21 protein-coding genes (1 of these 21 cut by a window edge) are annotated in these 23301 nt (G+C 62.7%); 16 read left to right on the plus strand and 5 right to left on the minus strand.

The window, feature by feature from the left end:
- Positions 1–213 precede the first annotated feature (213 nt).
- Positions 214–2925, minus strand: a complete 2712-nt coding sequence (gene secA, locus M1D34_RS01850) for a preprotein translocase subunit SecA (protein WP_003533499.1) — start codon at positions 2923–2925, stop codon at positions 214–216.
- Between the two features lie 245 nt (positions 2926–3170).
- On the opposite strand from secA, the gene M1D34_RS01855 reads away from it, so the two are divergent.
- The 6 genes from M1D34_RS01855 (at position 3171) to M1D34_RS01880 (ending at position 7587) form a co-directional block, all read left to right on the plus strand.
- A complete protein-coding gene (locus M1D34_RS01855) occupies positions 3171–4025 on the plus strand; it encodes a peptidylprolyl isomerase (protein ID WP_010970085.1) in 855 nt (284 codons plus the stop codon).
- A gap of 160 nt (positions 4026–4185) precedes the next feature.
- Positions 4186–5427, plus strand: coding sequence for a bifunctional glutamate N-acetyltransferase/amino-acid acetyltransferase ArgJ (gene argJ, locus M1D34_RS01860; RefSeq protein WP_003533501.1), 1242 nt, complete (start codon positions 4186–4188; stop codon positions 5425–5427).
- A gap of 76 nt (positions 5428–5503) precedes the next feature.
- The gene (locus M1D34_RS01865) at positions 5504–6322 is read left to right on the plus strand and encodes a GNAT family N-acetyltransferase (RefSeq protein WP_028010995.1); all 819 of its coding nucleotides are present in this window, start codon (positions 5504–5506) and stop codon (positions 6320–6322) included.
- 5 nt (positions 6323–6327) lie between these two features.
- A complete protein-coding gene (gene mutT, locus M1D34_RS01870) occupies positions 6328–6735 on the plus strand; it encodes an 8-oxo-dGTP diphosphatase MutT (RefSeq protein WP_498780396.1) in 408 nt (135 codons plus the stop codon).
- Positions 6736–7015: 280 nt separating this feature from the next.
- On the plus strand, positions 7016–7336 hold the full coding sequence (locus M1D34_RS01875) for a hypothetical protein (protein ID WP_003533504.1): 321 nt from the start codon (positions 7016–7018) through the stop codon (positions 7334–7336).
- A 77-nt stretch (positions 7337–7413) separates the two neighbouring features.
- Positions 7414–7587: a Flp family type IVb pilin gene (locus M1D34_RS01880; RefSeq protein WP_010970082.1), complete on the plus strand. Its 174-nt coding sequence runs from the start codon at positions 7414–7416 to the stop codon at positions 7585–7587.
- A 9-nt stretch (positions 7588–7596) separates the two neighbouring features.
- Here M1D34_RS01880 and M1D34_RS01885 read toward each other — a convergent pair whose 3' ends face one another.
- Positions 7597–8493, minus strand: coding sequence for a methyltransferase domain-containing protein (locus M1D34_RS01885; RefSeq protein WP_498780399.1), 897 nt, complete (start codon positions 8491–8493; stop codon positions 7597–7599).
- A 194-nt stretch (positions 8494–8687) separates the two neighbouring features.
- Here M1D34_RS01885 and M1D34_RS01890 point away from each other — a divergent pair, with 194 nt between their 5' ends.
- From M1D34_RS01890 to M1D34_RS01905, 4 genes are all read left to right on the plus strand, one after another.
- A complete protein-coding gene (locus M1D34_RS01890) occupies positions 8688–9434 on the plus strand; it encodes a ComF family protein (RefSeq protein ID WP_028010998.1) in 747 nt (248 codons plus the stop codon).
- Between the two features lie 48 nt (positions 9435–9482).
- Positions 9483–9740 (plus strand): glutaredoxin 3, encoded by a 258-nt coding sequence (gene grxC, locus M1D34_RS01895; RefSeq protein ID WP_003533511.1) that lies wholly within the window; start codon positions 9483–9485, stop codon positions 9738–9740.
- A gap of 96 nt (positions 9741–9836) precedes the next feature.
- Positions 9837–10694: a carbon-nitrogen hydrolase family protein gene (locus M1D34_RS01900; RefSeq protein WP_498780401.1), complete on the plus strand. Its 858-nt coding sequence runs from the start codon at positions 9837–9839 to the stop codon at positions 10692–10694.
- Positions 10691–11119 (plus strand): DUF1178 family protein, encoded by a 429-nt coding sequence (locus M1D34_RS01905; protein ID WP_003533515.1) that lies wholly within the window; start codon positions 10691–10693, stop codon positions 11117–11119. The genes M1D34_RS01900 and M1D34_RS01905 overlap by 4 nt, the downstream gene beginning before the upstream one ends.
- 12 nt (positions 11120–11131) lie before the next feature.
- Here M1D34_RS01905 and ubiG read toward each other — a convergent pair whose 3' ends face one another.
- Together ubiG and M1D34_RS01915 are read right to left on the minus strand one after the other, a co-directional pair.
- The gene (ubiG, locus tag M1D34_RS01910; protein WP_498780403.1) at positions 11132–11875 is read right to left on the minus strand and encodes a bifunctional 2-polyprenyl-6-hydroxyphenol methylase/3-demethylubiquinol 3-O-methyltransferase UbiG; all 744 of its coding nucleotides are present in this window, start codon (positions 11873–11875) and stop codon (positions 11132–11134) included.
- Between the two features lie 151 nt (positions 11876–12026).
- The gene (locus M1D34_RS01915; protein WP_027993545.1) at positions 12027–12572 is read right to left on the minus strand and encodes a dihydrofolate reductase family protein; all 546 of its coding nucleotides are present in this window, start codon (positions 12570–12572) and stop codon (positions 12027–12029) included.
- A 344-nt stretch (positions 12573–12916) separates the two neighbouring features.
- Between M1D34_RS01915 and M1D34_RS01920 the strand changes: the two genes are divergently transcribed.
- From M1D34_RS01920 to clpB, 6 genes are all read left to right on the plus strand, one after another.
- Positions 12917–14191 carry an aspartate kinase gene (locus tag M1D34_RS01920; protein ID WP_003533520.1) on the plus strand — a complete coding sequence of 425 codons (1275 nt, stop codon included), beginning with the start codon at positions 12917–12919 and terminating at the stop codon, positions 14189–14191.
- Between the two features lie 190 nt (positions 14192–14381).
- Positions 14382–16649 carry a phosphoenolpyruvate--protein phosphotransferase gene (gene ptsP, locus M1D34_RS01925; RefSeq protein WP_015007926.1) on the plus strand — a complete coding sequence of 756 codons (2268 nt, stop codon included), beginning with the start codon at positions 14382–14384 and terminating at the stop codon, positions 16647–16649.
- Positions 16650–16718: 69 nt separating this feature from the next.
- Positions 16719–17801: a peptide chain release factor 1 gene (gene prfA / locus M1D34_RS01930; RefSeq protein ID WP_010970074.1), complete on the plus strand. Its 1083-nt coding sequence runs from the start codon at positions 16719–16721 to the stop codon at positions 17799–17801.
- A gap of 6 nt (positions 17802–17807) precedes the next feature.
- Positions 17808–18689 (plus strand): peptide chain release factor N(5)-glutamine methyltransferase, encoded by an 882-nt coding sequence (prmC, locus tag M1D34_RS01935; RefSeq protein ID WP_010970073.1) that lies wholly within the window; start codon positions 17808–17810, stop codon positions 18687–18689.
- Positions 18690–19020: 331 nt separating this feature from the next.
- The gene (locus M1D34_RS01940; RefSeq protein WP_003533528.1) at positions 19021–19665 is read left to right on the plus strand and encodes a DUF4167 domain-containing protein; all 645 of its coding nucleotides are present in this window, start codon (positions 19021–19023) and stop codon (positions 19663–19665) included.
- A 341-nt stretch (positions 19666–20006) separates the two neighbouring features.
- Positions 20007–22613 (plus strand): ATP-dependent chaperone ClpB, encoded by a 2607-nt coding sequence (clpB, locus tag M1D34_RS01945; protein WP_498780407.1) that lies wholly within the window; start codon positions 20007–20009, stop codon positions 22611–22613.
- A 79-nt stretch (positions 22614–22692) separates the two neighbouring features.
- On the opposite strand, the gene M1D34_RS01950 is transcribed toward clpB, so the two are convergent.
- Positions 22693–23301 carry the 3' end of a M23 family metallopeptidase gene (locus M1D34_RS01950; protein WP_010970071.1) on the minus strand. 1332 nt of this gene lie beyond the right edge of the window, so 609 of the gene's 1941 nt are visible here — the last part of the coding sequence; its start codon lies beyond the right edge, outside the window; it ends in the stop codon at positions 22693–22695.

Raw genomic sequence — 23301 nt, forward strand, 5'->3', positions numbered from 1 at the left:
TGAGGAACATTCGGCGGCGGTCTGCCTTCGGCACGGGGGTCGGCTCGACAGACGCCGCAACAACAAGGAAAGCGTTGTTGCGGCTTACTTGTCCGACGACTTTTGAGCTCCCATGCTACGGCTCCGTGCACATCTTGAGGTGAAGTTGCCTGCCATGTCAGTGGCAGACCGACAATCGTCCGCGCGCCCGACGGGACGCGCAGCGCCGTGCGGTCAGGCTTCGTAAATGCCGTGGCAATGCTTGTATTTCTTGCCCGAGCCGCAGGGGCAGGCTTCGTTGCGTGCGACCTTGCCCCAGGTGGAAGGGTCGGCCGGATCGCGGTTCGCAGGGGCGACCGCCAGCAGCGTCTCGCCGGCCTGCGCGAAGTCGTCCTCGCCTGTCAGGGGATCGATATGATGCGCCTGCATCGGCGGCAGCGGCTGCGGTTCCTCCGGCGCCTCGCGGACCAGCTCGACGCGCATCAGCTGTGCCGTGACCGCCTGGCGCAGATTGCCGAGGAGGGCCTGGAACAGCTCGAAAGCCTCGGACTTGTATTCCTGCAGCGGATCGCGCTGGGCGTAGCCGCGGAAGCCGATGACGGACCGCAGGTGGTCGAGGTTGACGATATGCTCGCGCCAGAGATGGTCGAGCGTCTGGAGAACGACCGAGCGCTCGACATATTGCATGATTTCGGGGCCGAAACGCTCCGCGCGCTCGGCAGCCGCCTTGTCCACTGCGGCGGTGATGCGCTCGCGGATATCGTCCTCGGCGATGCCTTCTTCGGCGACCCATTCGGCGATTGGCAGGTCGAGATTGAAATACTGCTGGACGTCGGCCTTCAGCCCCTCGGCATCCCATTTTTCGGCATAGGCCCGCTCCGGGATGCGCTTGGCGACGATTTCCTCGATCACTTCGTTGCGCATGTCGGTCACCGTATCGGTGACGCTCTCCGCGTCCATCAGTTCGATGCGCTGCTCGAAGATGACCTTGCGCTGGTCGTTGAGCACATCGTCGTACTTGAGGAGATTCTTGCGGATGTCGAAGTTGCGCGCCTCGACCTTCTTCTGGGCGCGTTCGAGCGCCTTGTTGATCCAGGGATGGACGATCGCCTCGCCTTCCTTCAGGCCGAGCTTCTGCAGCATTCCGTCCATGCGGTCGGAGCCGAAGATGCGCATCAGATCGTCCTGAAGCGACAGGTAGAACTTCGAGCGGCCCGGGTCGCCTTGGCGGCCCGAGCGGCCACGCAGCTGGTTGTCGATGCGGCGGCTTTCGTGCCGTTCGGTGGCAAGGACGTAGAGCCCGCCGGCGGCGAGCGCCTTTTCCTTGAGTTTCTGGACCTCTTCGCGGATCGCCTTTTCGCGCGCCTCGCGCTCCGGCCCGGGCTCGACATCGGCCAGCTCCTGCTGGATCCGCATGTCGGGGTTGCCGCCGAGCTGGATGTCGGTGCCGCGGCCGGCCATGTTGGTGGCGATCGTGACCGCGCCGGGGACACCGGCCTGCGCGACGATATAGGCTTCCTGTTCGTGATAGCGGGCGTTCAGCACCTGGAACTTGGAGAAGCCGCTCTTCTTCAGCATATCGGCGAGAAGTTCTGACTTCTCGATGGAGGTGGTGCCGACGAGCATCGGCTGGCCGCGCTCATGTGCGGATTTGATCTCGTCGATGATCGCCTTGAATTTTTCGCCGACGGTGCGATAGACCTCGTCGTCCTCGTCGATGCGCTTGATCGGCAGGTTGGTCGGCACCTCGAGAACTTCGAGGCCGTAGATGTTGCCGAATTCCTCCGCTTCCGTCGCTGCCGTACCGGTCATGCCCGCAAGTTTGTCGTACATGCGGAAATAGTTCTGGAAGGTGATCGAGGCGAGCGTCTGGTTCTCGGGCTGGATCTGCACCTTTTCCTTGGCTTCGAGCGCCTGGTGCTGGCCTTCGGAATAGCGGCGGCCGGGCATCATGCGTCCCGTAAACTCGTCGATGATGACGATCTCGCCGTTGCGTACGATATAGTCCTTGTCGCGGGTGAAGAGTTTGTGGGCCTTCAAGGCGTTGTTGACGTGGTGAACGATCGCCACGTTCTCGATGTCGTAGAGCGATTCGCCCTTCAACAGGCCGGCCTCGCGCAGCATGTTCTCGAGCTTCTCGGTGCCTTCTTCCGAGAAGTTGGCCGAGCGCTGCTTCTCGTCGATTTCATAGTCTTCCGGCGACAGGAGCGGAATGAATTCGTTGATGGTGTTGTAGAGATCGGAGCGGTCGTCGAGCGGGCCGGAGATGATGAGCGGCGTGCGCGCCTCGTCCACCAGGATCGAGTCGACTTCGTCGACGATGGCGAAGAAGTGGCCGCGCTGGACCATCTGCCCGCGCTCGTACTTCATGTTGTCGCGGAGATAGTCGAAGCCGAGCTCGTTGTTCGTCGCATAGGTAACGTCGCAGGCATAGGCGTCGCGGCGTTGCTCGTCGGAAAGACCGTGGACGATGACGCCGGTGGTCATGCCCAGGAAGCCGTAGATGCGGCCCATCATGCCGGCGTCGCGCTGGGCGAGATAGTCGTTGACGGTGACGACATGCACGCCCTTGCCGGCGAGCGCATTGAGATAGACGGGAAGGGTTGCGACGAGCGTCTTGCCTTCACCGGTCTTCATTTCCGCGATGGCGCGCTCGTGCAGGATCATGCCGCCGATCAGCTGGACGTCGAAAGGGCGCAGCCCGAGGACGCGAAGCGCAGCCTCGCGAACGACCGCAAAGGCCGGCACGAGAATATCGTCCAGGGTCTTGCCATCGGCGAGCTCACGGCGAAATTCCGCCGTCTTCGCCGCCAAGGCCTCGTCGCTCAGCGCCTTCATTTCCGCTTCGAGAGCATTGATGGCGTCCACCCGTCCCTTGTAGCCGCGGACGCGGCGATCGTTGGCGGAACCAAACAACTTGCGGGCAAAGCCGCCGAGACTGACCATGCAAATGGTCCTTTCCTTATTTGTCGCCTGGGGTTTCAGGCGCGCGGTCGAAAAACCGCGTCACGCCGCGAAACGCCCGGAAACTGTTCTGGACGCGAGGTTGCGTGACAGATAAGAGGGGGGTCGGATTATGTCAACGCACTTGCACGGCCGGACGGCTACAGAACCGCCACATTCTGGTTGTTGTGCAGCCCCTCGGGGCCGGAGGCAATCGCGCTGGCGGCCAATGGTGAAAGGTTAGAAACATGTCTAGATACAAGACCCTTGCGGCCGCGGCACTGGTCGCGATGATCGCGGCGGGTGTCGCCCGCGCCGAAGGGACCGATCCGGTCATCGCGAAAGTCGGCGACCAGGAAATCCGCCAGTCGGAACTTGATCTCGCAATCACGAGCCTCGATCCGCAGCTCCAGCGGATGCCCGACGAACAGAAGCGCGCGGCAGCACTTTCGGCCGTCATCGACGTCAAGCTTCTTTTGAAGGACGCCGAGAAGGAAGGACTTCAGAACGACGAGGCGTTCAAGCAGCGCGTCGCCTTCCTGACCGAACGCGAATTGCACAACGCATTCTTCAAGAAGCACGTGGTCGATGCCGTAACTTCCGAAGAAGTGAAGGCGCGCTACGACAAGGAAGTCGCAGCGATTCCGCCGCAGGAAGAGGTCAAGGCCCGCCATATCCTCGTCAAGACCGAAGACGAGGCGAAGGACGTCATCAAGGAGCTCGATGCGGGCAAGAACTTCGCCGATCTTGCGAAGGCCAAGTCCACCGACCCGAACAAGGAAGAGGGCGGCGATCTCGGCTACTTCACCAAGGGCCGCATGGTGCCTGAATTCGAGACGGCCGCCTTCGCGCTCGAAAAGGGCGCCTATACGAAGACGCCGGTCAAGACGCAGTTCGGCTTCCATGTGATCCTCATCGAGGACAAGCGTCCCCAGGCTCCGCCGACGCTCGAACAGGTCGAGCCGCAGGTTCGCCAGCTCGTCATGCGTGACAAGTACCTCGAGCTTCTGAATTCCGCGAAGGAGAGCACTGCGGTCGAAATCTCCGATCCGGCGCTCAAGAAGGCCTATGACGAGGCCGGCAAGCCGCAGGAAACCAAGTAATTACGGTCGGGCGGCCCCTTCGTGAGGCGCGCCCCGAGCGGAGGCTGAGGTCGCTCGCATTTGCTCCGCTCTGCCTTCAAAGATCCGGATGCCCGACGGCTGAATGCCGTTCGGGCATTTCGCACAACATCCGAGGCTTCTGAAAAGCAGGTTCAATCCCATGTCCGGTTCCGTCTCTCCGCTTGCTCCGAAAACCTTTGCCGAAATGCCGGCCCTTCGCGGCGTACGCATGGCGACCGCTGCCGCAGGGATCAAGTATAAGAACCGGACCGACGTGCTGATGATGCTCTTCGACCGGCCGGCATCCGTGGCCGGCGTGTTCACGCGGTCGAAGTGCCCCTCCGCTCCCGTCGATCATTGCCGGCAGAACCTGCCCGGCGGCATTGCGCGCGCCGTCGTCGTCAACTCGGGCAATGCCAACGCGTTCACCGGCAAGAAGGGCAGGGAGGCGACCAGGCTCACGGCCGAGGCCGCGGCAAAGGCCGTCGGCTGCAGCGAGGCGGAGGTCTTCCTGGCGTCGACGGGCGTCATCGGCGAGCCGCTCGACGCCACCAAGTTCGCCGGTGTTCTCGATGAGCTCGCCGCGTCCGCCACCCAGGACTTCTGGTTCGAAGCGGCCAAAGCGATCATGACGACCGATACCTATCCGAAGGTTGCCACCCGCAGCGCCGAGATCGGTGGTGTCAAGGTCGCGATCAACGGGATCGCCAAGGGCGCCGGGATGATCGCGCCCGACATGGCGACCATGCTCTCCTTCGTCGTCACCGATGCGGACATTGCCCCGGCGGCGCTTCAGGCACTGCTTCAGGCAGGCGTCGAACCCACCTTCAATTCGGTGACGGTCGACAGCGACACGTCCACCTCCGACACGCTGATGCTGTTTGCGACCGGTGCGGCGGCAGGCGATGGCCAGGCGAAGGTCGAGGACGCGGCCGACCCGCGTCTCGACGGGTTCCGCGCCGCGCTCGACGATCTGCTGCGTGATCTGGCGTTGCAGGTCGTGCGCGACGGCGAGGGCGCGCGCAAGATGGTCGAGGTGACGGTCGAGGGCGCGGAAAACGATGCCGCCGCCAAACGTATCGCACTTTCGATAGCCAATTCGCCGCTCGTCAAAACGGCGGTTGCGGGCGAGGACGCCAATTGGGGGCGCGTCGTCATGGCCGTCGGCAAGTCGGGAGAGATGGCCGAGCGCGACCGGCTGGCGATCTGGTTCGGCGATATCCGCGTCGCAGTCGAGGGCGAGCGCGATCCGGCCTATTCGGAAGCGGCCGCGACTGCGGTCATGCAGGGCGAGACCATTCCGATCCGCGTCGATATCGGTCTGGGTTCGGGCCGCGCCACGGTCTATACCTGCGACCTGACCAAGGAATATGTCGAAATCAACGGCGACTACAGAAGCTGATACGGTCGAGGAGTTGAGAGAGCGGGTTGCGGCCGGAAAGCCGCGCGCTCTTTCCGGCCCCGCAGCATTCAAGGCTATGGACATGACATCGAACGGCAGAGAGCCGCCCGGCGACGGGGCGGGGAACGGGGAAACGGTCGCGGTCGACCTACCGAGCGTGCGGCGGCTGGAAGCAGTGGGTTTTCGCGCCTGGCCGGCCTCGTCGGTGCAATATGACGGCAGCTGGCTTATCCGTCTGACGGCGGGGCACCCTTCCAAGCGCCTGAATTCCGTCAACCCGCTCGATCCGTCCGACTATCGCGACATAGCCATCCGGTTGGAGAAGGCGCGCAGGCTTTTTGCCGAATCGGGCCGCACGCTCACGGTTCGCCAGACGCCGCTGACGCCGCCGAAGATGATCGACCATATGGATGGCGAGGGCTGGACGTCGTTCGCGCACAGTCTGGTTCTGGCGCTCGATCTGGCGGAGCGCGATTTCAGCGAAGGCATCGACCATCTGCCGATCAAGGATGTCGGCCGTTTCGTGGATGCCCGCATCCTGATCGGCAGGGATCCTCCGGAAGCCAAGCAGGCGCTGACCGGGATCATCAACGCCATCAAGCCCGAATGCGGCCTGTTCCTGTTCGAGGACCGAAAGATCGGGCCGACGGCGGTGTCGCTCGTCGTGCACGACAATGATCTTGCCGGCATCATGCAGTTCGCGGTTGCCGAAGCGGTTCGCCGGCGCGGGGTCGGCAGTGCTCTCCTCGACGCCTCGCTCCGTTGGGCCCGTCTCAAGGGCGCGAAGAAGGCCTGGTTGCAGGTGGAGGCCGACAACGGGGCTGCGATCGAGCTTTATCGCAAGGCCGGTTTCACCGAGGTCTACCGCTATCTCTATCGAACGCCGAAGGTCTGACGGACATGCAGGGTAAGAAGATCGTGCTCGTTGCCGCCTGCGCGCTCGTCGATGCCGATGGACGCGTTCTGCTGGCGCAACGCCCGGAAGGCAAGCCTCTCGCGGGCCTGTGGGAGTTCCCGGGCGGCAAGGTCGAGAGCGGCGAGACCCCGGAGGAGACGTTGATCCGCGAGCTCGAAGAGGAGCTCGGCATCCGCACCAAAGTCGCCTGCCTCGCGCCGCTGACATTCGCGAGCCACAGCTACGACGACTTTCACCTCCTGATGCCGCTTTACATCTGCCGTCGCTACGAGGGGTTTGCCGAAGGCTGTGAAGGCCAGGCGATCAAGTGGGTGCGCCCGAAGGCGTTGCGCGACTACGCCATGCCACCCGCCGACGAGCCGCTGATCCCGTTCCTGATGGATTTGCTTTAGGAGCACGTCCATGAAAAGCGTATAACGTTTTTACGTGCGGAAGGGCTGTTTCAATGAATCAGTGAAACGCCTAACAGAGCGGTGAAGAACTTCGCCCTGGGCGCGCAATCCCGCTAAATTCGATAATTCGTTAATCGAACGTTTATCAACCTCGGGGCATGATGGGGTCAGTTCCGGCGCGCGTCACCTCGACGGCGCCGTTTTCGGGCAGTTGTGGTCAGGACGAGGCTTTGGGAAGGGTGCTTCGCCCGCCGCTCTTTACGTGTTTCATGAGGCTGGGATGGTGGACGAGGATTTCTGGAGGACGGTTCAGGACAAGGATCTGGTGACGAGCCAGTCCCGCCGGACAGGCGTGCTCAATCTGTCGCTGCTGTTCGGCACGGCGGTCATTGCGCTGACGCTCATCCTTACGCCGATGCTGTCGTCCAAAAGCGACAAGCGAATGCTTGCGAACACGCCGATCGACTATGACAACATCTCGACGGGCTCCATACCCTCGGGCGGTACGGCCAAGCGCTACACCGTTCGGCGCAGCGTGCTTCAGGAGATGCCGGGTGCCGTCTGCATCATCGATGCCGATGGCAGCAGGAGTGGATGCTGAGCGCAGCGGAGCGCCGAAAGGCGACGCTGAGCTTCAATCTTTTGAAACTACGCACGTCCTGAGCGGCTGGAGGACCAATGGAAACGCTGAGACGCCTGCTTCGAGACCACGACGGCGCTACGGCGGTGGAATACGGACTCCTGGCCGCGCTGATCTCGGTCGGCCTTCTCATCGGCCTGCAGAATTTCTCCGGCGCACTGCTCGGCATGCTGACCTTCGTCACCAACACGATCGAGGCAGCCTGGATCTAAGAGCCTGGATCACGGCTCGCCTTCATCCTTGAGCTTGTGCTCGCTCGCGCCAAGCGCGTCGGACAGTCTCTGCTTTGCCGAGCCGGGTTTGAGCGGCTTCTGCTGACTCTCGTGCGGCGCCCAGCCCGAAAGATAAATGATCGAGAAGGTCGCGCGGATGCGCCCGTCCGGATCGGAGAATCGCTGCGCGTAGATTTCTGCGGCTCTGAGAAAGAAGCGCCGCGGCATCGGCTTGCGATTGCGCGAAGCGAGCGGGTTCGTCATGCCCATTGCGCGCAAGTCGCGGATGAGGCCGAAAAGCGAATCGTAGCGGACGGTGTAGGTCTCGGTATCCGCCACCGGCAGCGCAAAGCCCGCCCGCTGCAGAAGGGCTCCCATGTCGCGCACGTCGGCGAAGGGGATCACCCGGGGGCTCGCCCCGCCCGTCAGTTCCGCCTCGGCTGCGAGAAGCGCCTCGCGCAGCTCCTGCAGCGTGCCGCTGCCGGGTATTGCGGCAAGGAACAATCCGTCGGGCTTCAGCACGCGGCGCGCCTGGATGAAGACGCCGGGCGTATCGTTGGTGAGATGGAGCGACAGTGGCGACACAAGGAGATTGAGCGACGCCGGTTCGTCCGGGATGCGCTCCAGAGGTGCCTCCGTCACCGGCTCGCCGGCCGAACCGAAGGCGCTGTCGGTTTCCACCCGCTCGATCGTGCCGACCTTGCCGGTCGTGGCAAGGCTGCGCGCGGCGGCACCCGTATAGCCGTGCAGCTCCATGGCCGTTTCGAACTGCCGTTCGACGACGCTCACGCGCTCGGCAAGTTCCTGTGCGACGATGTCGAGCAGGAAGCCTGCCTTCTCGTCGCCCTGGCGCAGCGCGCGCCGGCGATGCGCCTCGACGAGGCTCTGGTCAAAGATGATTTCCACGACAGTCTCTCCGAAATCGCGGGGTGCGACAGAAACCCTGCAGCGCCGCGCGTCTTATCGGACGCGCAGAGGCCGCTGCAGCGCATTAAAACTTGCTGCACCCTCCGTCCTCTGCTCAGTTAGGGTCTAACGCGACAGACAGCAACACGAATTAAGTCAAGCGCATGAAACCGGGCGGGCAGGAAAACTGGGCGATGGATTGGGTGGGCATCCTCCGCCGGATTTCGGCCCAGGCGGTCGATCTCGTCTTTCCGCCAGTCTGCTCGGGATGCGGCCGGCTGACCGGATATGCCCATGCCGTCTGCGCTTCCTGCTGGGCAGGCATGCCGTTCATCGAGCGGCCCTATTGCGAGGTCCTGGGCTTGCCCTTCGCCTACGATCCGGGCGAGAGCGCGGTTTCGCCCGAGGCCATTGCCAATCCTCCGGTCTTCGACAGGCTGCGATCGGTGGCCATTCACGAAGGGATCGTCCGCGACCTCGTGCATGGCCTGAAATACCGTGATCGCACCGACCTTGCACCCATGATGGCGGAGTGGATGATCCGCGCCGGCGACGGTGCCGTGGCAGCGGCGGACATGATCGTGCCGGTTCCGCTCCATGCGCTCCGCCTCTGGAGACGCAAGTTCAATCAGGCGGCGGAGCTTGCACGCGTCATTGCCGAGCGTTCCGCAAGAGCCTATCGGCCGGATGTCCTTCGCCGCATCAAGCGCACGAGCCGGCAGGTCGGACTCGGGGCCAGGGCACGCGAGGACAATGTCCGCGGCGCCTTCGCAGTACCCGAAGGCGCGAAGCGGGAACTCGCGGGCAAGCGCATCGTTCTCGTCGACGACGTCTACACGACCGGCGCGACCGTCGCCGCCGCGACCCGGGCGCTGAAGCGTGCGGGCGCCGGAGACGTCACGGTTTTGACCTTTGCAAGGGCCATGTCCGGTCCTATATGACAAGAAGATGTCCGGCGATCGATGCCGGTGAAGGAGCAGTTGGAGACCATGGCTTCGGTCGTCATTTATACGCGTCAGTTCTGCGGCTATTGCACGAGGGCGAAGAAACTTCTGGAAAGCAAGGGCGTCGACTTCACCGAGTATGACGCCACTTATGCACCTGAACTTCGCCAGGAGATGATCGAAAAATCCAGGGGCGGCAGGACCTTCCCGCAAATCATCATCAACGATGTTCCCGTCGGCGGCTGCGACGATCTGCATGCGCTCGATCGTGCCGGCAAGCTCGACGATCTGCTCGCGGCCTGAAGTGAAATGCCACGACTGGCCTTTCCATCCGAAAGAGATGAATGCTGCGATGCCGGATCGGTTTGATCCAAAGTTCCGCTTGGGAGAAAGAAGGCGATGACGTTCAAGGCTGCCGCCGTCCAGATGTGCTCCGGTGTCGACCCCGCAGGAAATGCGGAGACGATGGCGAAGCTGGTGCGCGAAGCGGCTTCGCGGGGCGCAACCTATGTCCAGACGCCGGAGATGACCGGAGCGGTTCAGCGCGACCGGACGGGTTTGCGGTCGGTGTTGAAGGATGGGGAGAACGACGTCGTCGTTCGCGAGGCATCCCGACTTGCCCGCGAGCTCGGGCTCCACCTGCATGTCGGCTCGACACCGATCGCGCGCGCGGATGGAAAGATTGCCAATCGCGGCTTCCTGTTCGGGCCTGACGGCGCGAAGATCTGTGATTACGACAAGATCCACATGTTCGACGTGGATCTGGAGAATGGCGAAAGCTGGCGCGAGAGCGCCGCCTATCATCCGGGTAATACCGCCCGTACTGCCGATCTTCCCTTCGGCAAGCTCGGTTTTTCGATCTGCTACGATGTGCGCTTCCCCGAGCTTTTCCGCCAGCAGGCCGTGGCGGGAGCCGAGATCATGTCGGTGCCGGCGGCGTTCACGCGCCAGACCGGCGAGGCGCATTGGGAAATCCTGCTGCGCGCCCGGGCCATCGAAAACGGGCTCTTCGTTATTGCCGCAGCCCAAGCGGGCACGCATGAGGATGGCCGGGAGACCTTCGGCCACTCGATGATCATCGATCCCTGGGGCAGGGTGCTGGCCGAAGCCGGACCGACCGGCGAGGAGATCATCGTCGCCGAGATCGATGTGGTGGCGGTGCACGCGGCGCGCGCCAAGATTCCCAACCTCAGGAACGCGCGCAGCTTCGTGTTGGATGAGGTGGTTCCGGCGGGAAAAGGAGGCGCTGCAGCTTGATCCACTACAATCTTGCCTGTGACAAGGGCCACGCCTTCGAGGGCTGGTTTTCCTCTAGCGACGATTTCGACCGCCAGGTCGCCCGGCGCCTGGTCACCTGTCCCAGTTGCGGTTCCGTTTCCGTCAGTAAGCAGCTGATGGCACCTGCCGTCTCCACGGCGCGCAAGAAGGAAGCACGCCGCGAACTGGTAATGGACCAGGCCCAGAAGGAAACGGTTGCCAAGCTCAAGGAGCTGGTGAAGTCGATTCGCGAAAACGCGGAAGACGTCGGCGAGCGCTTCCCGGACGAGGCGCGCAAGATTCATTACGGCGAAGCCGACCAGCGCGGGCTGATCGGCAAGGCGACCGCGGAAGAGGCGATTGCCCTCATCGAAGAGGGAATCGAGATCGCCCCGCTGCCGGTGCTGCCGGACGACACGAACTGACGACGACAGGGCTCAGATCGGCCGTTTCGCCACGATCATGTAATTGACGTCCATATCCCTCGACAGGTTCCACTGGTTGGCCAGCGGATTGAAGAAGACGCCGGTGCGGTCGGCAATCTCCATGCCGCTCGCCTCGAGCGGTCTTTCCAACTCGTCCGGCCGAACCAGTTTGTCGTATTGGTGGGTGCCGCGGGGCAGCCAGCGCAGCACGTTTTCGGCCGCGAAGATCGCGAGTGCTGCGGCTTTCAGTGTGCGGTTGATTGTGGCGACGAACATCAGGCCGCCCGGGCGCACCATATGCGCACAGGTCGTCATGAAGAATTCGACGTCTGCGACATGCTCGACCACTTCCATGTTCAAAACGACGTCGAAGCTCTCGCCGGCTTCGGCAAGGGCCTCCGCCGTGACGGCGCGATAATCGACGCTGACGCCGCTGCCGGCCGCATGCGTTCTGGCGATGCCGATGTTCTTTTCCGAGGCGTCGGCCCCGACGACGTCCGCTCCCATCCGGGCCATCGGCTCGGAAAGGAGTCCGCCGCCGCAGCCGATATCAAGGACTCGCAGCCCCTCAAGCGGCTGCCGGCTCTTCGGATCGCGGCCGAAATGCTCCGAGACCTTGTCGCGGATATAGGTGAGGCGCACAGGATTGAATTTATGCAGCGGGCGGAACTTGCCGGTCGGATCCCACCATTCGGCCGCCATGGCAGAAAAGCGGTCCACCTCGCTCTGGTCGATCGTGCGCGCCGTCTCGCTCATCAGAGCCTCCTTGCCTCATCCTTCAGCGCCGCGCGTCTCGATCAGGCGCGCGAAGATCGCTGTAGCCCTTCATTCCGATGTTGAAGTCGGACGATCGAAGGGGGATGTCAAGGGCCTGAGGCTCGTCTGACGGTCGATGGGGCTCGGTCGCTCACGCCGATTCCGGCCGGTAATGCAGAATGACGACACCGGACTTGAGAGGGCGGACATGGGTCAGCTCGAGCTTCGTCCGACCTGGAACGTTCTGAAAGAGGGGCGTGCCCTTGCCGAGCAGCACCGGATTGATGCCGAGACGGTATTCATCGACGAGTCCTTGAGCGATCAGCGTGGAAGCGAAATCGGCGCTGCCGAAGATGAAGATCGCGCCGCCTTCGCGGTCTTTCAGGCGCCTGACCTCGTCGGCGGCATCGCCGGAAACGAGGGTAGTGTTGTTCCAGTCGGCACTCCTGAGCGTCCTGGAGAAGACGTATTTCTCGACCCCGTTCATGAAGGCGGCGATATGATCCCGGGACGAGGGCCAATAGGCGGCCATGAGTTCGTAGGTGGTGCGGCCGAAGAGCAGTGTGCCGGCCTCGAACTGCGTCTCGCGGATATAGGCGTCGAGTTCCTCTTCAAAAACGAACCAGCCGATGTCATGCCCCGGAGCTTCGAAAAACCCGTCGACACTGACCATGTCCCACATGATGACTTTGCGCATCGTCCTTCCTCCCGTTGGGCGGCCGCCCTGCGTCTGGAGTGAGATTGACAGAACTGATATTGTTATGCAAGTGGTTTTTAATTGAGAGCAGTGTCATGTCCAGCGCGATTGGGCCGCCGCTCTGACGGCCATTGCACGCAGCCCCCTGATCCGCTAAGAGACGCCGCGACTTTCCGCTCCCCGAGGCGGCGACTTGCTGATGTCCGAGAAGTCTCCTCAAGCTTTTTGATCGTCAGGCGCCGGCGGGGGCGTTTTCCTGTCGCGTCTACGGCGCCGCGCGTCTTTTTGGACGCTCCAAGGTCGCTGTGGCAGGCGCGCAAACATGTTGTTACGGTAGAGGCGAAATGGCACGCATCGTGATGAAATTCGGCGGGACCTCCGTCGCAGATTTGAACCGCATCCACAATGTCGCCCGCCATGTGAAACGCGAAGTCGATGCCGGCCATGAGGTTGCTGTCGTCGTTTCCGCCATGTCCGGCAAGACCAACGAGCTGGTCGGCTGGGTCGAAAACATGCCGAAGGTCGCGGGCTCGAACGCCCCCTTCTACGATGCGCGCGAATATGACGCGGTCGTCGCCTCAGGCGAACAGGTGACCTCCGGCCTGCTTGCGATCGCGCTGCAGTCGATGGGCATCAACGCCCGCTCGTGGCAGGGCTGGCAGTTGCCGATCAAGACCGACAACGCCCATGGTGCGGCCCGCATTCTCGAAATCGACGGCGCCGATGTCATCCGACGCATGGGCGAGGGTCAGGTGGCGGTCGTCGCCGGCTTCCAGGGTCTCGGTCCGGACAACCGCCTGGCGACGCTCGGCCGCGGCGGCTCGGACACCTCCGCCGTCGCAATCGCAGCCGCCGTCAAGGCCGATCGCTGCGACATCTACACCGACGTCGACGGCGTCTACACGACCGACCCGCGCATCGAGCCGAAGGCCCGGCGATTGAAGAAGATCGCCTTCGAGGAAATGCTGGAAATGGCGTCTCTCGGCGCCAAGGTGCTGCAGGTACGCTCGGTCGAGCTCGCCATGGTGCACAAGGTACGCACATTCGTGCGTTCTTCTTTCGAGGATCCCGATGCGCCGGGCATGGGTGATCTCATGAACCCGCCCGGAACGCTGATTTGTGATGAGGATGAGATCGTGGAACAGGAAGTCGTAACCGGCATCGCCTATGCCAAGGATGAAGCACAGATCTCGCTGCGCCGCCTGGCCGACCGGCCGGGCGTTTCCGCCGCGATCTTCGGGCCGCTTGCGGAAGCCCACATCAATGTCGACATGATCGTCCAGAACATTTCGGAAGACGGCTCGAAGACCGATATGACCTTCACCGTGCCGTCCGGCGACGTCGACAAGGCCCTCAGGGTTCTGGGCGATAACAAGGAAAAGATCGGCTATGACGTCATTCAGTCGGAGTCGGGCCTCGTCAAGGTCTCGGTGATCGGCATCGGAATGCGCAGCCATGCGGGCGTCGCCGCTTCCGCGTTCCGGGCACTTGCCGACAAGGGGATCAACATCAAGGCGATCACCACCTCCGAAATCAAGATCTCCATCCTGATCGACGGACCTTACGCCGAATTGGCCGTTCGCACTTTGCATTCCGTCTACGGTCTGGATAAGAGTTAAACGGCAGGCATTTGATTTGGGATTCGCGACCCGGCGCCGCGCGTCTGAAAAGACACGGAAGACGTCGCTGTAGTGATTGGAACTGCTGCATGGTCTTGTCCTCGGATCGATTTCGCTTCGAGGATGCATGCAGAGGCCGCGGCGTCCCGCATGGGCCCGACGTTTATTCTTATTCAGGAGACCCCACGCGATGAGAGACCTTTCCGCAGGTCCGCGCGTTCTCCTCAAGCGGTTGCGCGAGCTCATGGCGGAACCGCTCGAGCCGCAGGAGCGCCTTGACCGGATCGTTCGCCAGATTGCGCAGAACATGGTTGCGGAAGTGTGCTCGGTTTACGTGCTGCGCTCCGATGGCGTGCTCGAACTTTACGCGACCGAAGGTCTGAACAAGACGGCGGTGCACCTGGCGCAATTGAAGATGGGACAGGGTCTCGTCGGTACGATCGCCGCTTCGGCACGGCCGCTCAATCTCTCCGATGCCCAGTCGCACCCCGCCTTTACCTACCTGCCGGAGACGGGCGAAGAGATCTATCACTCTTTCCTTGGCGTTCCGATCCTGCGCACGGGACGCGCGCTCGGCGTCCTCGTCGTGCAGAACAAGGCGCAGCGCAACTATCGCGAGGACGAGGTCGAGGCGCTGGAAACGACCGCTATGGTGCTCGCCGAGATGGTCGCGACCGGCGAGCTCAAGAAGATCACCAAACCCGGGCTCGAGCTCGATCTGTCCCGCCCGGTGACGATCGAGGGCAACAGCTACGGCGAAGGCATCGGGCTCGGTTACGTCGTCCTGCATGAGCCGCGCATCGTCGTCACCAATCTGCTCAACGAGGACACGGAGCACGAACTGCAGCGGCTTGCGGAGGCGCTCGGCTCGCTGCGCATCTCCATCGACGACATGCTGTCGCGCCGCGACGTTTCGATGGAAGGCGAACACCGCGCGGTGCTCGAGACCTACCGCATGTTCGCCCATGACCGCGGCTGGGTGAGAAAGCTCGAGGAGGCGATCCGCAACGGCCTGACGGCGGAAGCGGCGGTGGAGCGGGTGCAGAGCGAGACCAAGGCGCGGATGATCCGGCTGACCGATCCGTATCTGCGCGAGCGGATGCACGATTTCGACGATCTTGCGAACCGGCTGTTGCGCCAGCTTTCGGGTTATGGCGCCAAGCTTTCGGCTGCCGATTTCCCGAATGACGCGATCGTCGTCGCGCGCGCCATGGGTGCCGCGGAGTTGCTCGACTATCCGCGCGAGAACGTGCGCGGCCTCGTGCTGGAGGAGGGGGCGGTCACCAGCCATGTGGTCATCGTCGCCCGCGCCATGGGCATCCCGGTGGTCGGCCAGGCGGCGGGGGCAGTGGCGCTCGCCGAAAACCGCGATGCGATCATCGTCGACGGCGACGATGCGAAGGTGCATCTGCGGCCGATGGCCGATCTGCAGCGCGCTTACGAGGAGAAAGTGCGCTTCCGTGCGCGCAGGCAGGCGCAGTTCCGCGCTCTCCGGGATGTCGAGCCGCTGACGAAGGACGGCAAGCGCATTACGTTGCAGATGAATGCCGGTCTGCTGGTCGACTTGCCCCATCTGAACGAGGCGGGTGCCGAAGGTATCGGTCTCTTCCGGACCGAACTGCAGTTCATGATCGCTTCAACCATGCCCAAGGCCGAGGAGCAGGAAGCCTTCTATCGCAACGTCATGAAGCAGACGGCGGGGAAGCCGGTCACCTTCCGGACGCTGGATATCGGCGGCGACAAGGTCGTACCCTATTTCCGTGCCACGGAAGAGGAGAACCCCGCCCTCGGCTGGCGCGCCATCAGGCTGTCGCTCGATCGGCCGGGTCTGCTGCGTACCCAGTTCCGGGCAATGCTGAGGGCGACGGCCGGCGCCGAACTCAAGATGATGCTGCCGATGGTGACGGAAGTCGCGGAGCTGAAGAGCGCGCGAGAACTCCTGCAGAAGGAGATCGAGCGCCAATCGAAGCTCGGCGAACAATTGCCGCGCAAGCTGCAGTTCGGGGCGATGCTGGAAGTGCCGGCGCTGCTTTGGCAGCTCGACGAACTGATGGCCGAAGTCGATTTCGTTTCGGTCGGCTCGAACGATCTCTTCCAGTTCGCCATGGCGGTCGACCGCGGCAATGCCCGTGTTTCCGAACGTTTCGATATTCTCGGCCGGCCGTTCCTGCGGATTCTCCGGGAGATCGTGCGGGCCGGCGAGCGCAACAATACGCCGGTGACGCTTTGCGGCGAGATGGCAAGCAAACCGCTTTCGGCCATGGCGTTGCTCGGGCTCGGCTTCCGGTCGGTTTCGATGTCGCCGACGGCTGTCGGACCGGTCAAGGCAATGCTCCTGGCGCTCGATGCCGGCAGGCTCAACGAACTCCTCGAGGCAGCGCTCGACGACGTCAAATCCGACACGTCGATCCGCCAGCTCCTGGTCGATTTCGCTGCGGCGAACGGCATACCGGTTTAGATTGAACAAGAGGGCTCTCGTCTCCGTCCGGACGCGATCCGGGCGAGGCGAGTGCATTTGGAGTGAGATTTGGCAAAGCTTCCCGTTGAAAAGATGCGCGAACTGGAGCGGCGGTTCGGCGAAATCGAGGCGCGCATGTCCGCCGGCCCGTCGGCCGACGTTTACGTGAAGCTGGCCTCGGAATATTCCGAGCTGCAGCCGGTCGTCTCGAAGATTCGCGCCTATGAGAAGGCGACTGCCGAGCTCGCCGACATCGCAGCAATGCTTGCCGACCGGGCGACCGACAAGGACATGCGCGACCTCGCGGAGATGGAAAAGCCGGAGGTCGAAGAGAAGATCGAAGCGCTCGAGCAGGAAATCCAGATCCTGCTTCTGCCGAAGGATGCGGCCGACGAAAAGAGCGCGATCCTCGAAATCCGCGCCGGTACGGGTGGCTCGGAAGCGGCGCTCTTTGCCGGCGATCTCTTCCGCATGTACGAGAGATACGCCGCGAGCAAGGGCTGGCGCGTCGAAGTGCTGTCGGCGAGCGAGGGCGAGGCCGGCGGCTACAAGGAAATCATCGCAACGGTATCGGGCCGCGGTGTCTTCTCGCGGCTGAAATTCGAGTCCGGCGTCCACCGGGTGCAGCGCGTGCCGGAGACGGAAGCGAGCGGCCGGATCCATACCTCGGCGGCTACGGTCGCGGTGTTGCCGGAGGCCGAAGAGATCGACATCGACGTCCGCCCGGAGGACATCCGCGTCGACACGATGCGTTCCTCGGGAGCAGGCGGGCAGCACGTCAACACGACCGATTCGGCCGTGCGCATAACCCATATTCCGACCGGCATCGTCGTCACCAGTTCGGAGAAGTCGCAGCATCAGAACCGTGCCAAGGCGATGCAGGTGCTGCGCTCCCGGCTTTATGACATGGAACGGCAGCGCGCCGACAGCGAGCGTTCGGCCGACCGCAGGAGCCAGGTAGGTTCCGGCGATCGTTCCGAGCGCATACGCACCTACAATTTCCCGCAGGGACGCTTGACCGACCACCGTATCAATCTCACGCTCTACAAGCTCGACCGAATGATGGAAGGTGAGATCGACGACGTGGTGGATGCGCTGCTCGCCGACTATCAGGCAAGCCAGCTCGCGCTGCTCGGCGAAAGGCAGAACTGAGTTTCAATGGCCCAAACCCTCGACAGCCTCCTAGCCGAGAGCCGCGACAGGCTCAAGGCCGCCGGCCTCGAATCGGCGGGGCTCGATGCACGGCACCTGATCTCCGGCCTGCTCGACCTTGCGCTTGCCGCGCTCCTGACGCGCGGAAGGGAGCCCATCAGCGACGAGGATGCCGCGCGCATTCGTGCCGCGGTCGAGCGCCGCGCGGCGCACGAGCCGGTCTATCGGATTCTCGGCGAGCGGGAATTCTTCGGCCTGAAGCTCAAGCTCTCGAAAGAGACGCTGGAACCGCGTCCGGACACCGAGATCCTGGTCGACTGCCTGATTCCCCATGCGCGGCGGATCGCCTCAAGCAAAGGGAGTTGTCGCATCGTCGACCTCGGAACGGGCACGGGTGCGATTTGTCTCGCTCTTCTCGCAGCGGTACTTGACGCGCGCGGTCTCGGTACCGATATATCCGAAGACGCCCTGGCGACGGCACTTGAAAATGCTCGCAGGAATGGCTTGGCGGAGCGCTTCGGAACCGTTCGAAGCAAGTGGTTCGAGGCGGTGGATGGACGGTTCGATATCATCGTCTCAAATCCGCCTTATATCCGGTCCAATGTAATACCGGAGCTTGAACCGGAAGTGAGATACCACGATCCGGTCGCCGCACTTGATGGCGGAGAGGATGGGCTTGATGCCTATCGTGCCATTGCTTCTCACGCTGGTCGCCATCTTGAAACAGACGGCGTAATAGGCTTGGAAATCGGTTTCGATCAAAAACGAGCGGTAACGGCGCTATTCGAAGCGCAGGGCTTTCGTTTGCTCTCTGCCGCAAAGGACCTCGGCGGCAACGATCGGGTCCTGGTGTTCCAGCAGGATATTGAGCGCAGCAATAACCGTTGAAAAAATGCTGCACTCGCACTTCTCTTTCCGGAAGAGCAAAGAAAGGGCTTGGAATCCCGAAGGAAGCGGGCTAGTTTCACCCCGCGCACTGGGCAGAAGGTCTTGGATCAAAGATTCGTTCCAGTATGACCTGGCCACGGGGATTGCTCTCAAGAAAGAGTTGCTAGGGTTCGACAGTGCCTTGTGCGGGTACCTGTTAATTTAACGTCGACCGGCGCCGAGATCGCGAAGAGGCGATCTGCCATGGCGCATGTTTTCTCGGGTGCGGACTTCCGCACCGAGAGCGGAACCACATGATCATCATTATCAAGAAAATTCAGGTGAATGGACTATGAGGCCAGGACAGCAAAACAAGCGCGGCCGTGGGCGGAATAACAACAACAGCGGAAACAACAACAACAACAATCGCAAGGGATCCAATCCCTTGACGCGGACCTACGATAGCTCCGGCCCGGATGTGAAGATTCGTGGTACCGCACAGCACATCGCCGAAAAATATGCGGCCCTTGCTCGCGACGCGCAGAGCTCCGGCGACCGCGTGATCGCTGAGAACTATCTGCAGCACGCCGAGCATTACAACCGCATCATCGCGGCTGCGCAGGCTCAGATGCAGGACCGGTTCCAGCGCGACGAACGCCAGGACTATCAGGATCGTGACTCTGCCGATCGCGATCAGGACGATCTGGATCAGGGCTATTCAGAGGAAATGCCGGTCGCTCCGTCGGCCGCAGCGGCTCCGGCCAACGAGCCTCAGCCGGTCATCGACGGTTCGGGTCCTCAGCCCGTGATCGAGGGCATGCCTGCCGAAGTCGCCATGGAAGAGGAGGCGCAGGGCTCGGCCGGTCGTTCGGCCTCCCGTCGCCGCAGCACGAGCCGGCCTCGCCGGCAGCCGCGCCGTGGCGCGCAGGAAGAGGCAGGGGGCGACGCGCAGCCCGAAACCGATGGCAATACCCCGGCGCTCGCCACCTCGGAATAACCCTTCCGCAGCAATTCTTTTAAAAGCCCAGCCCGTAACGGCTGGGCTTTTTGCTTTCGCGGAAGATCTCGACGCGTGCCGCATCCACCGCGCGATCGCATTCGCACGCGATTGTCTCTGCCGCCTCCATTTGCCGCTCTTTAATTCAGAAGTGCGCTGCCCCATATTTCGCTTCGAAGACCTGATCTCGCAATGCGAGGACGGGACAGGAACTCAAATTGTCAGCGCCTCCAAAGAGGCGCGCGGCGATGAATTAAACGGGCTTGCCGAATGCGGGAGCCCGATCCTGAAACACCGGCCAGTGCCACGTTGATGGGCTCGCCGGGCTATGGAGGTAAAGAATGGATATCGGAAAATATTCGGAACGCGTCCGCGGTTTCCTGCAGTCGGCCCAGACCTATGCGCTGGCCGAAGGGCACCAGCAATTTACGCCGGAGCACGTTCTCAAGGTATTGCTCGACGACGATCAGGGCATGGCGGCTTCGCTTATCGAGCGCGCCGGCGGCAATGCGCGGGAAGCCAAGGTCGGTACGGCCGCAGCTTTGGCGAAGCTTCCGAAGGTGACCGGCGGCAACGGCTCGGTCTATCTGTCGCAGCCGCTCGCCAAGGTTTTCACCGCAGCCGAAGATGCGGCCAAGAAGGCCGGCGACAGCTTCGTAACCGTCGAACGCCTGCTCCTGGCGCTGGCGATCGAAAGCTCGGCCGCGACGGCGTCGATCCTCTCCAAGGCCGGCGTCACGCCGACGAAGCTCAACCAGGTCATCAACGAAATCCGCAAGGGCCGCACCGCCGACAGCGCCAATGCCGAACAAGGCTTCGATTCGCTCAAGAAATATGCGCGCGATCTGACCGCCGAGGCGAGGGAAGGCAAGCTCGATCCGGTGATCGGCCGCGACGACGAGATTCGCCGAACGATCCAGGTGCTCTCGCGCCGGACGAAGAACAATCCCGTGCTGATCGGCGAGCCGGGCGTCGGCAAGACCGCCATCGCGGAAGGCCTGGCGCTCAGGATCGTCAACGGCGATGTGCCTGAAAGCCTGAAGGACAAGCGCCTGATGGCGCTCGACATGGGCGCGCTGATCGCCGGTGCGAAGTTCCGCGGTGAATTCGAAGAGCGGCTCAAGGCCGTGCTGAACGAAGTGCGCTCGGAAGGTGGCGAGATCATCCTCTTCATCGATGAAATGCACACACTGGTCGGTGCAGGCAAGGCGGACGGGGCTATGGATGCCTCGAACCTCCTGAAGCCCGCGCTTGCCCGCGGCGAACTGCACTGCGTCGGCGCGACGACGCTCGACGAATACCGCAAGCATGTCGAGAAGGACGCAGCCCTTGCCCGCCGGTTCCAGCCGGTGATGGTCGAGGAACCGACGGTCGAGGATACGATCTCGATCCTGCGCGGCCTGAAGGAAAAATACGAGCAGCACCACAAGGTGCGGATCTCCGATTCCGCGCTGGTTGCGGCTGCGGCACTTTCCAACCGCTACATCACCGATCGTTTCCTTCCGGACAAGGCGATCGACCTCATGGACGAGGCAGCCTCGCGCCTCAGGATGCAGGTCGATTCGAAGCCGGAAGAACTCGACGAACTCGACAGGCGCGTCATTCAACTGAAGATCGAACGTGAGGCCTTGAAAAAGGAGACCGACGTTTCCTCCAAGGATCGCCTTGCCAAGCTCGAACTCGATCTGTCTTCGCTCGAAGAGGAGGCAGCCGCACTGACTGCGCGTTGGCAGGCCGAGAAGCAGAAGCTCGGGCAGGCCGCCGATCTCAAGAAACAGCTCGACGAAGCGCGAAACGAGTTGCAGATCGCGCAACGCAAGGGCGAATTCCAGCGGGCAGGGGAGCTTGCCTACGGGGTGATCCCGAATCTCGAAAAGGAACTGGCCGAAGCGGAAAGCCAGGATGGTGCCAGCGCCAACCCGATGGTGCAGGAGGTCGTGACCCCTGACAACATCGCCCATATCGTGTCACGCTGGACCGGCATTCCGGTCGACAAGATGCTGGAAGGCGAGCGCGACAAGCTGCTCAGGATGGAAGACGAGCTGGCGAAATGGGTCGTCGGTCAGGGTGATGCCGTGCAGGCCGTCTCGCGGGCGGTTCGCCGTTCGCGCGCAGGGCTTCAGGATCCGAACCGGCCGATCGGCTCCTTCATCTTCCTGGGTCCGACCGGCGTCGGCAAGACGGAGCTCACCAAGGCGCTTGCCCGCTTCCTCTTCGACGACGAAACCGCGCTGATGCGGATCGACATGTCCGAGTACATGGAGAAGCATTCGGTCGCCCGCCTGATCGGCGCGCCTCCCGGCTATGTCGGTTACGAGGAGGGTGGGGCGCTGACGGAATCGGTCCGCCGCCGGCCCTATCAGGTCGTGCTGTTCGACGAGATCGAGAAGGCGCATCCGGATGTCTTCAACGTGCTTCTGCAGGTGCTTGACGATGGGCGTCTGACCGATGGTCAGGGGCGCACGGTCGACTTCAAGAACACGATGATCATCATGACCTCCAACCTCGGTGCGGAATACCTGACCGCACTCGGCGAAAACGAGGACAGCGATGCGGTTCGCGATCAGGTCATGGAAGTGGTGAGAGCCGCTTTCCGTCCGGAATTTCTGAACCGCGTCGACGAGATCATCCTCTTCCACCGGCTGCGCCGCTCGGAAATGGGCGCGATCGTCGACATTCAGCTCGAAAGGCTGCGCAAGCTCCTCTCGGATCGCAAGATCACGCTCGAGCTCGAGGACGATGCCCGCGTTTTCCTGGCGGACAGGGGCTACGATCCGGCCTACGGCGCTCGCCCCCTGAAGCGGGCGATCCAGAAATACGTTCAGGACCCGCTGGCCGAAAAAGTGCTGCAGGGCGAGTTCCCGGATGGCTCGGTGATCAAGGTCGTTGCCGGTTCCGACCGTCTGAACTTCAAGCGCGGGGCAGGGGCGAACAAGGAAGCCGCGTAAGCCTCGCATTCCGACAGCCACGAAGGCCGCCCTCAGGGCGGCCTTTTTGTTACGAGTTCGCGATACCGTTGCTGTGTGGCTACTTGCTTGCGACCTCGTTCGCATCGTCGCCGAGAAGCTCGTCGATGCGTTCGCGTTCCTTCTCGAACTTCGCCAGCGCCTCGCCGCCGAGCGATTTTCCTCCCGGCAGCCGGATACGCAAGGGATCCACCTTGTTGCCGTTGACGATCAACTCGTAGTGGAGGTGCGGGCCGGTCGAAAGGCCGGTCGTTCCGACCCAGCCGATCACCTGACCCTGGACGACCTTCGTTCCCGGCTTGACGCTTTTGGCGATCGCGCTTTGGTGGTTGTAGGACGACACATAGCCGTTGGCGTGGCGGATCAGCGTCTGGTTGCCGTAGCCGCCGGAGTCCCAGCCGGCCTTCTGCACGACGCCGTTTCCGGCCGCGATGATCGGCGTGCCGCGCGGAGCGGACCAGTCGACGCCGGTGTGCATGCGCGAGAAGCCGAGGATAGGGTGGCGGCGCATGCCGAAGCCGGAGCGGAAATGGCCGTTCGGAACGGGATTGCGCAACAGGAACTGGCGGATGCTCTTGCCGTCCTTGTCGAAATAATCGATCGAATTGTCGTCCGGATCCTGGAAGCGATAGAACCGCGTCTCGGCGTCGCCGAACTTGGCGTTGACGTA

The organism is Ensifer sp. D2-11 (assembly GCF_054161295.1).